A 12252-nucleotide genomic window follows, 5' to 3' on the forward strand; every position below is an offset into this window, starting at 1 on the left:
ATGAGCGACACCGCCGTCAGGAGACTGACCGTGCTGTACGACGCCCAGTGCCCGCTCTGCGTCCATCTGCGCCACTGGCTGCTCGGGCAACGCCAGCTCGTACCGCTCGACCTGGTGCCGGCCGCGTCCGCCGCGGCCGTGGAGCGGTTCCCCGGACTCGACCACGGAAGCACCCTGCAGGAGATCACCGTGATCGGCGACCAGGGCCAGATCTACCGGGGACCGGCCGCCTGGATCGTCTGTCTGTGGGCGCTCGCCGCCCACCGGCCCAAGGCGTACTGGCTGGCCACCCCCGCGGGCGCGCCCTTCGTCAGGGCCGCGATGCTCACGGCGGCCAAGTACCGCGACGTCACAGCGCCGCCCTGCGGCGAGCGGTGCGCGGTCCCCGGTTAGGCTCAGGCACCGTGACTGATGTGAAGCCTGCCAAGAGCGAGCAGACCCGGACGCTCATCCTCGAAACCGCGCTCCGGCTCTTCCAGGAGCGCGGTTACGACAAGACGACGATGCGGGTCATCGCCCGGGAGGCCGGTGTCTCCGTCGGGAACGCGTACTACTACTTCGCCGGCAAGGAACACCTGATCCAGGGGTTCTACGACCGCATCGGTGCGGAGCACCGGGCGGCGGTGCGCCACGTGCTCGACCACGAGAGCGATCTGGAGAAGCGGCTCGCGGGGGTGCTGACGGCCTGGCTCGATGTCGCGGCGCCCTACCACGAGTTCGCCGCACAGTTCTTCAAGAACGCGGCCGACCCCGAGAGCCCGCTCAGCCCCTTCTCGGTGGAGTCGGAGTCCGCACGCGAGACGGCCATCTCGATCCACCGTGAGGTGCTGGCGGGCGCCAAGGCCAAGATCCCCGGCGAACTGGCTGACGTACTGCCGGAGTTGATGTGGCTGTCCCAGATGGGACTGGTCCTGTACTGGGTCTTCGACCGGTCGCCCGAGCGGGAACGCAGCAGGCGGCTCGCCGGGCGCGGGGCCCGGCTCACCACCAGGGGCATCGCGCTGGCCCGCTTCAAGGCGCTGCGCCCGCTGGTCCACGAGGTGCACGAGCTGTTCACGGACTTCCTGCCGGGCATGGCCGAAACGGCGACGGCCCGCAAGCGGTCCTGACCGCGGGGCCGCCCGCTCCCCCGCCGCGCGGTCCCGCAGGCCGCTGCGCAGGCCCGCAGGCCCGCTACAGCCAGCCGAGTTCCCAGATCCGCCAGACACCCGTCCCGTCGGACAGGTACTGCCCGCCCGAGACGTCGTCGCTGGTCAGTACGTAGTCCTTGCGCTGCCAGAGCGGGATCAGCGGCACGTCCTGCGCGACGTCGTCCTGCAGCGCCTTGAAGTCGTCGGCGGTCCTGCCCCGGTCGGTGTACTGCTGGGTGCGGCCGATCAGCCGGTCGACGTCCTTGCTGCTGTAGCCGTTGTAGAGGCTGTTGCCGGTGCCGACCAGCGGCTGCGCGTAGTTGTCGGCGTCCGGGTAGTCCGCGATCCAGCCGACGGCGTACGCGTCGAACTTGCCGAGCCGGTAGTCGTCCTGGAACTTCGTCCAGTCCGTCATTCCCTTGAGCTTCACCTTGAAGAGGCCGCCCTTCTCCAGCTGCGTCTTCAGCGTCCGGGCCTCGTCGTCGGTGACGTTCGTGCTGGAGTACGCGTAGGTGAAGGTCACCGGGGTCTGCACACCGGCCTGCTGGAGCAGCTGCCTGGCCGCCGCCACATCGACCTTCGGGTAGGCGTCGAAGAACGCGGTGTTGTGACCGGTGAACCCCTGCGGGATCAGCGAGTAGAGCGGTTCGACCGTGCCGTTGTAGACCTTCTCGGACAGCTGGGCGCGGTCGACCAGATCGGCCGCGGCCCGCCGCACCCTGGTGTCCGCGAGCGCGGAGTTCTTGCGGACGTTGAAGACCAGGTTGCGGACCTCGCTGCCGGTCGACTCGGTGACCTGCGCGTCCGGGTCACTGGGCGAGAGCGTCGCCAGCGTCGCGGGGGTCATCACCCGGTGCGCGACGTCGATGTCCTTGCGCTTCCAGGCGGCGTCGAGCTGGGCGGGCTGCTTGAAGTAGCGGATCTCGATCGGTACGCCGGTCTTCTTGATGACGCCCTTGTACTTCGGGTTCGGTTCCAGGAGGGCGCTGACGCCGCTCCTGTAGGACTTCAGCACGTACGGCCCGGAGCCCACGACCGTACTGCCCTTGCGCCCCTTGTTCGCCGGGTACGCGGTGTGGTCGACGATGGCGCCGCCGCCCGTCGCGATCTTCGAGGCGAAGGTGGCGTCGCGGGACTTGAGGTGGAAGACGACCTTGTTGCCCGACGCGTCGACGTTCTTGAGCGTGGGGTACAGCGGCGCGGGGCCGTTCCCCTTCATGCGCAGGACACGGTTGAAGGAGAACGCCGCGTCCTCCGCCGTGACCTTGTGGCCGTTCGAGAACGTCAGGTCGTCACGCATGGTGCAGCTGAAGGTACGCAGCGCGTCATCGGTGAATTCGCAGCTGCTCGCCGCGTCGGGGACCGGGGTGGAGGAACCGACGTTGAACGACATCAGCGACTGGTAGAGCGAGCTGTAGAGGGCCCACGAACCGGCGTCGTACGCCTGGGCCGGGTCCAGGGAGGAGACGACGTCGGTGGTTCCGATGACGATCGGCTTCTTCTTCCCGCCGTCGTCGGACAGCAGCTGCCAGGCACCGACACCGGCACACACCAGAACGACGCATATGACCAGAATCCGCATGCGGATCGAACGCATTGTGCTGTTCCCCTCAACCCACCCTGTGGACGCGCGGACCGGCGCGCGTCAGACCCAAGTCGGCGCCAACCCAACCACACGACATTCACAAGTGGAAGAGAAAATCTTCACGCGGGCCAAGTTGTTAGGCAACCTTCATAAGAGGCCGCCGCACGCCTCCGGCCTGCATGTCCGCGCTCCGGAAGGGCTCAGGGAAGGGCTCAGGGAAGGCCCGGAAAAGGGCTCCGGAAGGGCTCGGGGAAAGCCCGGGAAAGGGCTCCGGAAAGGGTTACGTGCCGCGGAGCGCACCCCCCTCGGCAGGCCGCACAGCAGGGGTCACATACTGGCAGGAACGCCCCCCACCGGCTTCGAAGGACGACGACCCATGAAACTCAACCGCACCGCCTCCTGGTTCCTGACAGCGTTCGGCGTGTGGTCGTGGGTGGTCTGGGTCACCTTCGCGAAGAACCTCTTCAAGGACGCGAGCGGCCTCGCGTTCGACGGCGGCAAGCCCACGGCCTATCTGTGGATCCACCTGACGCTGGCCATCGTCTCGTTCATCCTGGGCACGGTCATCGGCGCGATCGGCCTCCGGGGCGTCCGCGCCCACCGCCGCGCCGCCCAGTAGGGACGGCCCAGCAGCGACCCAGCAGCGACCCAGCAGGGGCGACTGCGCCCGGGGCCACAGCCGCGGCCCGGCGGCAGCCCGGCGGCAGCCCGGCACCCCGCACTGTCGGTCCACCGTGGCCTGCCTGTACTTTCACCACCGTGCCTGCCGTTGAGAAGACCGCGAAAAGGACCGTACTGACGGTCATAGCCGCCGCGTTGCTGCCCGCCCTCTGCGCCGTGCCCGCGTCGGCCGCGACCGCGACGGGCCCGAAACCCTCCGCCACCGAGTCCGCGAATACCGCCAAGCCGCCGGAGAGCTCCGAAACTTCGAAGACCTCCGAGCACTCGAAGAGCCCGGGGAAGACCCCTGGGCCCTCGAAGCCCGCACGGTCGCAGATCGGCGGTGCACGTCTCGGCCGTACCGGCACCCAGGTGCAACTCGGCCCCGGCGCACCCGTGTTGCCGAAGGACCTCTCCGGGGAGTCCTGGATCGTCGCCGACGCCGAGTCCGGTGATGTCCTCGCCTCGCACGACGCGCACCGGAGACTGGCCCCAGCGTCCACGCTCAAGATGCTGCTCGCGGACACGCTCCTGCCGAAGTTCCCGGCGACCGAGACCCACAAGGTGCTGCCGTCCGACCTCGCGGGCATGGGCGAGGGAAGCAGCCTGGTCGGCATCAAGGAGAACCTCACCTACACGGTCCACGACCTGTGGCTCGGGGTGTTCCTGCGCTCCGGGAACGACGCGGTGCATGTGCTGTCCGCGATGAACGACGGCGTGCCGAAGACCGTCCGCGACATGCAGGCACACGCCGACGACCTCCAGGCGCTCGACACCCATGTGGTGTCGCCCGACGGGTACGACGAGCCGGGCCAGGTCTCCAGCGCGTACGACCTGACGCTCTTCGCCCGCAGCGGCCTGCAGAAGAAGGACTTCCGCACCTACTGCTCGACTGCGACCGCGCAGTTCCCCGGCATGAAGAAGAAGGGCAAGAAGCGCGAGACCTTCGGGATCCAGAACACCAACCGCCTGCTGACCGGCGCCGACGGCGTCACCCAGTACAAGGGCATCGCGGGGGTGAAGAACGGCAACACCACGCACGCCGGCGCCACCTACACGGCGGTGGCCGAGCGCGACGGCCATGTGCTCCTCGTCACCGTGATGAAGCCCAGCTCGACCGAGAGCCAGGCGGTCTACAAGGAGGCGGCGCGGCTGCTCGACTGGGGCTTCGCGTCGGAGGGCAAGGTCACGCCGGTCGGTGAGCTGGTCGCTCCGGCCAGTTCCGCGGCCGGGTCCGGCGGGAAGGCGAAGAGCGGCGGAGCCACGCAGGACGGCAAGGGCGGCGCCGGTGCCACCGGGAAGGACAAGGCCTCCGCGCCGGCCGCCGCGTCGCAGAAGGGCGGCTCCAGCGGGGTGGGCACGGCCCTGGCGATCAGTGCAGGGGCGTTGCTCCTGTTGGCGGCCGCGGTGTTCCTGGTGAACCGGCGCTGGCCGCTGCCGGGTCTGGTACGACGTTCTCCACGTCGCTGATCTCTTCCTCGTCGGCGTGCCCGGTCGCGGTCCAGGCCGCGCAGTAGAGCAGCAGCTTCACGGTGAAGCTGATCCACAGCAGCAGCGCGACGGGCACGCCGAAGGCGCCGTACATGCTCTTCGAAGCGACGCCCCGCATATAGCCGCTGAGCAGCAGCTTGAGCAGTTCGAAGCCGAGGGCGCCGATCAGCCCCGCCGTGATCAGCCTGCGGCGGGGAGGCTCGACGCCGGGCAGCAGCGTCAGTACGTACAGGAGCACCAGGAAGTCCGCGAGGACGGCCAGCGCCAACGCCACGCCCTGGAGGAGCGCGCCGCCCCAGCCGGTGTCCTCGATGCCGAGCTGCCCGGCCGTCCAGCTGACCGCGCTCGAACCGACGGCTGACGCGCCGGCCGAGACGAGCACGGCGCCGCCCGTCCCGAACAGGATCACGCCGTCCTTGAGCTTGCGCACGACGGCGTTGCCCTGGTCCGCGTTGTCGAGTTCCCACACCGCGCGCAGGCAGTCCCGCATCGAGCCGATCCAGCCGATCCCGGTGAAGAGCAGCAGCGCCCCGGCGACGACGCCGACCGTGCCCGCGTTCTGTACCAGCGTGTTGAGGTCCAGCTGATCGGAGATGCCGGGCACCTGGCGGGTGAGCGCGTCCTGCATGGCGTGCAGTTGGGACGGGCTGAGCAGGGCGGCGCCGATCGCGGCGGCGACGGTGATCAGCGGGAAGAGTGCCAGGAAACTGACGAAGGTGATCGCGGCCGCGAGCCTGCTCCAGTGCACCCGGCCGAGGGTCTCGTACGCGCGCCAGGCATGCGTACGCATCAGCCGGGCCACCCAGGGCCCGATAACGGGGAGCTTCGTCAGCCAGTCCATGGCGTACGCCTACCCTCGGAGCGGAATACCAGCCTCCGTGTCCCCCAGAAGCGCAGGCAGGTGCCGAGTGCCATGCCGACGACCGCCCCGGAGACGGTGTCAGCGCGCGCGGACGTCAGCCCGAGGAGGTAGTGCGACACGGCCAGGCAGAGCAGTTGGACGGCCGCACCCGCGACGTTCACCCCGAAGAAGACGGTGTACCCGCGCCAGCCGACCCGCCGCCCCCGGTACGTGCCGAAGGCGTTGCCGAGATAGGCGACCGTGCAGCCGGCCAGGAAGGACACCGACTTGGAGCTGATCGGGCCCCAGCCGGCGCCGCCGCGCAGCCAGACGAAGAGACCGAGGTCGGCGGCGTACGCGCAGATCCCGGCGAGCGCGAAACCCGCGATCTCACGGCGGCTGATGGCCACGGCCGGCCCTCCCGTATCGCCTCTCATCCGTCACTGGTCACCCTTCGCCCGCCGCCGCCCTCACAGTTGGGCGACCGCGAGGCCGTACATGGCGATCCAGACGACGCCGATCACGGCGAGCGCGCGGTCGCCCAGGATGACGTCCTCCGGGGCGCCGGCGGTGCCGCGGTCGGCGAAGACCGCGTACCGGAGGATGGACAGGATGAACGGGACCATCGACAGCTGCCGCCAGGGCAGCAGTCCGGCGCCGGGCGGGCCACTGCTCTCCATGGCCCAGAGGCAGTAGGCGAGCACGGCGACACCGGCCGCCAGCTGCCAGACGAAACGCAGATATCCGGTGGTGTACTCGGAGAGCAGCGCGCGGGTCCGTCCGTCGCCCTCCATCTGGACGGCTTCGGAGTAGCGCTTGGCGCCGACCATGAACAGCGCGCCGAACCCGGCGGTGATCAGGAACCAGCGCGAGAGCGGGATACCGAGCGCCACCCCGCCGATCATCGCGCGCATCAGGAATCCGGTGGTCACCACGGTCAGGTCGATGACCAGGACATGCTTCAGACTGATGCAGTAGGCGAGTTGCATGGCGATGTACGCGGAGAGCAGCGCGGCCGTCATGTCGTTGCAGAGGACGACAGCGGTGGCGGTGGTCGCCACGGCGAGCAGCGCTCCCGCGGCGTACGCGACGGGGACGGGCACCTGCCCCGCCGCCACCGGGCGCCGGCACTTGACCGGGTGGGCCCGGTCGGCCTCGGCGTCCCGGGCGTCGTTGACCAGGTACACGGCGGACGACGCGGCCGTGAACAGCACGAATATGAGCCCCAGTTGGGCGACCGCGCCCCGGGAGAGCGGTTCACCGGCGGCGGCGGGCGCGGCGGCGACCAGGACGTTCTTGACCCATTGACGGGGGCGGGCGGTCCTGAGCAGCCCCAGCGGCAGCGCGAGCACCCCGTGACCACCGCTGTACCCGTCGCCGCGCTCGTCGCCGGGAACAGCGAGCGGCGGGGGTCTCGGCGGCCCCTGGGGGGCGGCACCGCGCTCGGGCAGCGGGGGGAGCTGGGTGATCCGGGAAACGTCGGAGAGAGGGGAAACGTCAGAGAGATCGGACATGGGTGCCTCGCATCCATTTCGCGCCGAGCCCGGCGGTGACCCCGCCGAGCAGGGCGCCGGCGGCGACATCGGTCGGGTAGTGGACGCCTGCGACCAGCCGGGACACACACATCGCGGCGGCGAGGGGCGTGACGAGGAGGCGGCCGGCCGGGCGCAGCGCGCCGAAGGCGACCGCTGCGGCCACCGCCGACGCGGCGTGCGAGCTGGGGAAGGAGTGCCGGCCCGCGGTGCGTACGAGGGGGAGCCGGGCGGCGAGCCGGGGGCGGGGGCGGCGCACCACCCGTTTGATGCCCATGCTCGCGAGATGGGCCGTGCCGATCAGCGCGGTGGCCCGCAGCCAGGCGGCGCGCCGCTCGTGGTCGGCGACCGCGCCGGTGATCCCGGCGGCGAGCCAGAGCGCACCGTGTTCACCGCTGAGGGAGAGGACGCGCGCGGCGCCGCCCACCCGTCGATCCGTACCGAAGTCGCGCATCGCCGACAGAAGCCGGCGATCGGTTCCTATGGACCGCGCTGCCGCTATGGACCGCGCTGTTCCCACGGGCCGCGCCGCATCTATGGACCGCACTGCTTCTATGGACCGCACTGATCCTGTGGATCGCACTCCCTCACTCCTCTCCGCTGCTCTGTGCACGGCTCTGCTGGTCTGTGCTGCTCCGCGCCGCTCTGTGCACGGCCCTCGCCACGGACGGGAAGGCTCTTATATGACATTGCCCGATAATCACGGCCATACTGGTTGACACTCCCTCAATCACCCATTTCCCCGCGTATTCGGGCGATACGGTCTACTCCATGTCTGCCGAAACCACCGCGTCACTGCGCGGCACCACGCCCGTGAGCACGGCGGGCCCCGTGATTCCGGTGCGCTCCGCGAGTCCGGTGCGTTCCCTGCGTGCCATGAGTTCCGTGGGCTCGGTGACGGGCTGGGGCCGCACCGCCCCGTCGACGTCGCTGCTGGTCCGCCCGCGTACGTACGAGGAGGCGGTGGCAGCGGTGCTCGGATGCGGGGCGCGCGGCTCGATCCCCCGCGGCCTGGGCCGGGCGTACGGCGACGCCGCGCAGAACGCGGGCGGCGCGGTGCTCGACATGACCGGCCTCGACCGGATCCGCTCCATCGACGCGGACGCCGGGGTCGTGGTCTGCGACGCGGGGGTGAGCCTGCACCGGCTGATGCAGGTGCTGCTGCCGCTGGGCTGGTTCGTGCCGGTGACCCCGGGCACCAGATACGTCACGGTGGGCGGCGCGATCGGTGCCGACATCCACGGCAAGAACCACCATGTGTCGGGCTCCTTCTCCCGCCATGTGCGCTCGCTGGAGCTGCTGACGGCGGACGGCACGGTGCACACGACCGTCCCCGGCACCGCGCTCTTCGACGCGACGGCCGGCGGGATGGGGCTGACCGGCGCCATCCTCAGCGCCACGGTCCAGCTCCTGCCGGTGCGGACGTCCTTGATGTCGGTGGACACCGAGCGGGCCACGGACCTCGACGACCTGATGGCCCGTCTCACGGCCACCGACCACCGCTACCGCTACTCGGTGGCCTGGATCGACCTGCTGGCACGGGGCGCAGTCACCGGGCGCTCGGTCCTGACCCGGGGCGACCACGCGCCGCTGGACGCGCTCCCCGCACGCCTGCGGCGCGCACCGCTGGCCTTCCGCCCCGCCACACTCCCCGCGCCCCCGCCCTTCATCCCGGAGGGACTGCTGGGCCGCACCTCCGTCTCGCTCTTCAACGAACTCTGGTACCGCAAGGCGCCACGGCTGCGGACCGGGCAGATCCAGCGGCTCGCCACCTTCTTCCACCCGCTCGACGGGGTCCCGCACTGGAACCGGATCTACGGGCGCGGCGGCTTCGTCCAGTACCAGTTCGCCGTCGGGTACGGGCAGGAGGAGACCCTTCGCCGGATCGTCCGGCGCATCTCCCGGCGCGGCTGCCCCTCGTTCCTGGCGGTGCTGAAGCGCTTCGGCGAGGCCGACCCGGGCTGGCTCTCGTTCCCGGTGCCGGGGTGGACGCTCGCTCTGGACATCCCGGCGAACCTCGGCGGACTCGGGGCGTTCCTCGACACCCTGGACGAGGAGGTGGCGGAGGCGGGCGGCCGTGTCTACCTGGCGAAGGACTCCCGGCTCCGCCCGGATCTGCTGGCCGCGATGTACCCCCGGCTTGCGGACTTCCGGGCGCTGCGCGCCGAACTGGACCCGGGCGCGGTCTTCACTTCGGACCTCGCCCGCCGCCTCGGCCTCTGACGCGACGCGCCCGGCCGGGAGGAGACCGCTCCTGGCCAGCACCCCCGCTCCCCACCCCCGTCCCCCTGCCCATCCCCGCCCCCTCCTCCTTCTCCACCCCCTTCTCCATCCCCATTCCCGAACCCCCGACCCCGAGGAAGCAGCCATGAAAGACGCTTTCGGTGCCCCCCAGTCCCTGCTGATCCTCGGAGGTACGTCCGAGATCGCGCTCGCCACGGCCCGCCGCCTGGTGACCCGCCGCACCCGGACGGTCTGGCTGGCCGGACGCCCCTCCCCCGCGCTCGAAGCGGCCGCCGCCCACGTCCGCTCCCTGGGCGCGGAGGTCCGTACGGCCGCCTTCGACGCCCTGGACCCGGACTCCCACGAGGAGACACTGGGCAAGGTGTTCGCGGAGGGCGACATCGACATGGTGCTGCTGGCCTTCGGCCTGCTGGGCGATCAGGCCCGCGACGAGAGCGCCCCGCTGTCGGCGGTCCGGGTCGCGCAGACCAACTACACCGGGGCGGTCTCCGCGGGCCTGATCTGCGCCAAGGCGCTCCAGGGACAGGGCCACGGTTCGCTGGTGGTGCTCTCGTCGGTGGCCGGCGAGCGCGCCCGCAGGGCCAACTTCATCTACGGGTCGAGCAAGGCGGGCCTCGACGCCTTCGCCCAGGGGCTCGGCGACGCGCTGCACGGGACCGGCGTCCATGTGATGGTGGTGCGCCCCGGCTTCGTACGCTCGAAGATGACGGCCGGGCTGGAGGAGGCTCCCCTGGCCACCACGCCGGAGGCGGTGGCACTGGCCATCGAGACGGGGCTGCGCCGCCGGTCGGAGACCGTCTGGGTGCCGGGCACCCTGCGGGTGGTGATGTCGGCCCTCCGGCACGTCCCGCGGCCACTGTTCAGGCGGCTCCCGGTCTGAGCCGGAGGCCCCGTCTGATCCGGGGGCTCCCGGTCCGATCCGGTCCAACCCAATCCGGTCTAATCCAACCCAATCCGGTCCGGTCGAGAGGGTCTAGGGCAGGGACGGCGCCGTGGGTGCTTCGCGGGACACGCTCGGTCCGGGGACGACGCCGCCCCCGCCGCCGAACGCGTACTCGCGCAGCTTCCGCCACACGCCGTCCGCCCCCTGCTCGTACAGCGCGAAGGAGCCGCAGGTCCACGTCGCCTCGAAAGCGGCGAGCGCCTCGTACGCCCGGTCCATCTCCTCGTCGGAGATGGCGTGCGCGACCGTCACATGCGGGTGGTACGGGAACTGGAGCTCGCGCACCAGCGGCCCCGAAGGGTCCCTGATCTGCTGTTGGAGCCAGGAACAGGCCGAACCGCCCGTCACGACCTGGACGAAGACGACCGGCGAGAGCGGCCGGAACGTTCCCGTCCCGAACAGCCGCATGGGGAAGGCCCGGTTCGCTGCCGCGACCGAGGCGAGATGGGCCTCGATCGCCGGCAGGGACGCGGAGTCGGCCTCCGTGGGCGGGACAAGAGTGACGTGGGTCGGGATGCCGTGCGCGGCCGAGTCCCCGAAGCCCGCGCGCTGCTCCTGGAGCAGGCTGCCGTACGGCTCCGGGACCGCGATCGAAACGCCGAGCGTTACGGTCCCCACGTCGTTCTCCTCCGCTGTCGGATGCTTACGGATGCCTGCCCGACCATTATGCGAGCAGTGTGGCGGCCCCCCGTCCGCCTGGCCAGAGTCCAAGGTCACAGACCCCGGGTCAGTGCTTGGCGGGCAGGAACCCCAACCGCTCGTACGCCTGGGCCAGGGTCTCGGCGGCGACCGTACGGGCCTTCTCCGCACCCTTGGCGAGGAGGGAGTCCAGCGTCTCCGGGTCGTCCAGATACTCCTGGGTGCGGGTCCTGAACGGTGTGACGAAGTCGGCGACGATCTCGGCGAGGTCGGTCTTGAGCGCGCCGTACATCTTGCCCTCGTACTGCTGTTCCAGGTCGGCGATGCTCGTGCCGGTGAGCGTCGAGTTGATGGTCAGCAGGTTCGACACACCGGGCTTCGCCACCGGGTCGTAGCGGATCACCGTGTCGGTGTCGGTCACCGCGCTCTTGACCTTCTTCACCGAGACCTTCGGCTCGTCGAGCAGGCTGATCAGGCCCTTGGGCGAGGCGGCCGACTTGCTCATCTTGGCCGAGGGGTCCTGGAGGTCGTAGATCTTTGCCGTCTCCTTGAGGATGTACGGCTCCGGAACCGTGAAGGTCGTACCGAACCGGCTGTTGAACCGGTCGGCGAGGTCGCGGGTCAGCTCGACGTGCTGGCGCTGGTCCTCACCGACGGGTACCTGGTTGGCCTGGTAGAGCAGGATGTCGGCGACCTGGAGGATCGGATACGTGAAGAGGCCGACGGTCGCACGGTCGGCGCCCTGCTTGGCCGACTTGTCCTTGAACTGGGTCATCCGGCTGGCCTCGCCGAACCCGGCCAGGCAGTTCATGACCCAGCCGAGCTGGGCGTGCTCGGGCACATGGCTCTGCACGAAGAGCGTGCAGCGCTCGGGGTCGAGGCCGGACGCGAGGAGCTGAGCGGCCGCGAGCCGGGTGTTGGCCCGCAACTCGGCGGGGTCCTGCGGGACGGTGATCGCGTGCAGGTCAACGACCATGTAGTACGCGTCGTGCGACTCCTGCAGGGCTACCCACTGGCGCACGGCGCCGAGATAGTTGCCGAGGTGGAACGAGCCTGACGTGGGCTGGATCCCGGAGAGCACCCGGGGACGGTCTGAGGCCATGTACAGCATTCTCTCAGGTGCGGAACCGATCTCCGTCGCGCGGTGTATGAAAGATGTGAGAACGCGGGAGGGGAGCCACGTCGCG

13 protein-coding genes are annotated in these 12252 nt (G+C 70.4%); 6 read left to right on the forward strand and 7 right to left on the reverse strand.

What is annotated here, in order from left to right:
* On the forward strand, positions 1-393 hold the full coding sequence (locus tag OG385_RS10820) for a thiol-disulfide oxidoreductase DCC family protein (protein ID WP_266854074.1): 393 nt from the start codon (positions 1-3) through the stop codon (positions 391-393).
* Positions 394-404: 11 nt separating this feature from the next.
* Entirely contained in the window at positions 405-1109 is a 705-nt protein-coding gene (locus OG385_RS10825) for a TetR/AcrR family transcriptional regulator (protein ID WP_266854076.1), read from the forward strand.
* Between the two features lie 64 nt (positions 1110-1173).
* Here OG385_RS10825 and OG385_RS10830 read toward each other — a convergent pair whose 3' ends face one another.
* A complete protein-coding gene (locus OG385_RS10830) occupies positions 1174-2727 on the reverse strand; it encodes an ABC transporter substrate-binding protein (protein ID WP_266854078.1) in 1554 nt (517 codons plus the stop codon).
* A 364-nt stretch (positions 2728-3091) separates the two neighbouring features.
* Between OG385_RS10830 and OG385_RS10835 the strand changes: the two genes are divergently transcribed.
* Together OG385_RS10835 and OG385_RS10840 are read left to right on the forward strand one after the other, a co-directional pair.
* Positions 3092-3334: an SCO4848 family membrane protein gene (locus tag OG385_RS10835; protein ID WP_266854080.1), complete on the forward strand. Its 243-nt coding sequence runs from the start codon at positions 3092-3094 to the stop codon at positions 3332-3334.
* Between the two features lie 140 nt (positions 3335-3474).
* Positions 3475-4845, forward strand: coding sequence for a D-alanyl-D-alanine carboxypeptidase family protein (locus OG385_RS10840; protein WP_266854082.1), 1371 nt, complete (start codon positions 3475-3477; stop codon positions 4843-4845).
* On the opposite strand, the gene OG385_RS10845 is transcribed toward OG385_RS10840, so the two are convergent.
* From OG385_RS10845 to OG385_RS10860, 4 genes are read right to left on the reverse strand one after another with little or no spacing between them, the layout of a single operon-like run.
* Positions 4748-5707 (reverse strand): YihY/virulence factor BrkB family protein, encoded by a 960-nt coding sequence (locus OG385_RS10845; RefSeq protein ID WP_266854084.1) that lies wholly within the window; start codon positions 5705-5707, stop codon positions 4748-4750. The genes OG385_RS10840 and OG385_RS10845 overlap by 98 nt on opposite strands.
* On the reverse strand, positions 5695-6144 hold the full coding sequence (locus tag OG385_RS10850; RefSeq protein ID WP_266854086.1) for a GtrA family protein: 450 nt from the start codon (positions 6142-6144) through the stop codon (positions 5695-5697). Before OG385_RS10850 ends, OG385_RS10845 begins: the two co-directional genes overlap by 13 nt.
* A gap of 33 nt (positions 6145-6177) precedes the next feature.
* Positions 6178-7221 carry a decaprenyl-phosphate phosphoribosyltransferase gene (locus tag OG385_RS10855; RefSeq protein ID WP_266854088.1) on the reverse strand — a complete coding sequence of 348 codons (1044 nt, stop codon included), beginning with the start codon at positions 7219-7221 and terminating at the stop codon, positions 6178-6180.
* A complete protein-coding gene (locus tag OG385_RS10860; protein WP_266854090.1) occupies positions 7205-7693 on the reverse strand; it encodes a phosphatase PAP2 family protein in 489 nt (162 codons plus the stop codon). Before OG385_RS10860 ends, OG385_RS10855 begins: the two co-directional genes overlap by 17 nt.
* A 422-nt stretch (positions 7694-8115) precedes the next feature.
* Between OG385_RS10860 and OG385_RS10865 the strand changes: the two genes are divergently transcribed.
* Both OG385_RS10865 and OG385_RS10870 read left to right on the forward strand, forming a co-directional pair.
* Positions 8116-9462: an FAD-binding oxidoreductase gene (locus tag OG385_RS10865; RefSeq protein WP_266860755.1), complete on the forward strand. Its 1347-nt coding sequence runs from the start codon at positions 8116-8118 to the stop codon at positions 9460-9462.
* Between the two features lie 145 nt (positions 9463-9607).
* Positions 9608-10363, forward strand: a complete 756-nt coding sequence (locus OG385_RS10870) for a decaprenylphospho-beta-D-erythro-pentofuranosid-2-ulose 2-reductase (protein WP_266854092.1) — start codon at positions 9608-9610, stop codon at positions 10361-10363.
* 93 nt (positions 10364-10456) lie between these two features.
* Here the strand turns inward: OG385_RS10870 and OG385_RS10875 are convergent, their stop codons facing one another.
* Both OG385_RS10875 and trpS read right to left on the reverse strand, forming a co-directional pair.
* Complete coding sequence (locus OG385_RS10875; RefSeq protein WP_266854094.1) at positions 10457-11044, reverse strand: 2'-5' RNA ligase family protein; 588 nt, start codon at positions 11042-11044, stop codon at positions 10457-10459.
* A gap of 109 nt (positions 11045-11153) precedes the next feature.
* Positions 11154-12167 (reverse strand): tryptophan--tRNA ligase, encoded by a 1014-nt coding sequence (gene trpS, locus OG385_RS10880; RefSeq protein ID WP_266854096.1) that lies wholly within the window; start codon positions 12165-12167, stop codon positions 11154-11156.
* Between the last annotated feature and the right edge of the window lie 85 nt (positions 12168-12252).

Source organism: Streptomyces sp. NBC_01306 (assembly GCF_026340465.1).
GTDB lineage: Bacteria > Actinomycetota > Actinomycetes > Streptomycetales > Streptomycetaceae > Streptomyces.

What these genes read in the sequence shown, in the direction of transcription:
- OG385_RS10850 (WP_266854086.1), bottom strand. Translation starts at nt 6,144, where the DNA reads ATGAGAGGCGATACGGGAGGGCCGGCCGTGGCCATCAGCCGCCGTGAG.
- OG385_RS10860 (WP_266854090.1), bottom strand. Translation starts at nt 7,693, where the DNA reads ATGCGCGACTTCGGTACGGATCGACGGGTGGGCGGCGCCGCGCGCGTC.
- OG385_RS10820 (WP_266854074.1), top strand. Translation starts at nt 1, where the DNA reads ATGAGCGACACCGCCGTCAGGAGACTGACCGTGCTGTACGACGCCCAG.
- OG385_RS10855 (WP_266854088.1), bottom strand. Translation starts at nt 7,221, where the DNA reads ATGTCCGATCTCTCTGACGTTTCCCCTCTCTCCGACGTTTCCCGGATC.
- OG385_RS10845 (WP_266854084.1), bottom strand. Translation starts at nt 5,707, where the DNA reads ATGGACTGGCTGACGAAGCTCCCCGTTATCGGGCCCTGGGTGGCCCGG.
- OG385_RS10870 (WP_266854092.1), top strand. Translation starts at nt 9,608, where the DNA reads ATGAAAGACGCTTTCGGTGCCCCCCAGTCCCTGCTGATCCTCGGAGGT.
- OG385_RS10865 (WP_266860755.1), top strand. Translation starts at nt 8,116, where the DNA reads ATGAGTTCCGTGGGCTCGGTGACGGGCTGGGGCCGCACCGCCCCGTCG.
- OG385_RS10830 (WP_266854078.1), bottom strand. Translation starts at nt 2,727, where the DNA reads ATGCGTTCGATCCGCATGCGGATTCTGGTCATATGCGTCGTTCTGGTG.
- trpS (WP_266854096.1), bottom strand. Translation starts at nt 12,167, where the DNA reads ATGGCCTCAGACCGTCCCCGGGTGCTCTCCGGGATCCAGCCCACGTCA.
- OG385_RS10835 (WP_266854080.1), top strand. Translation starts at nt 3,092, where the DNA reads ATGAAACTCAACCGCACCGCCTCCTGGTTCCTGACAGCGTTCGGCGTG.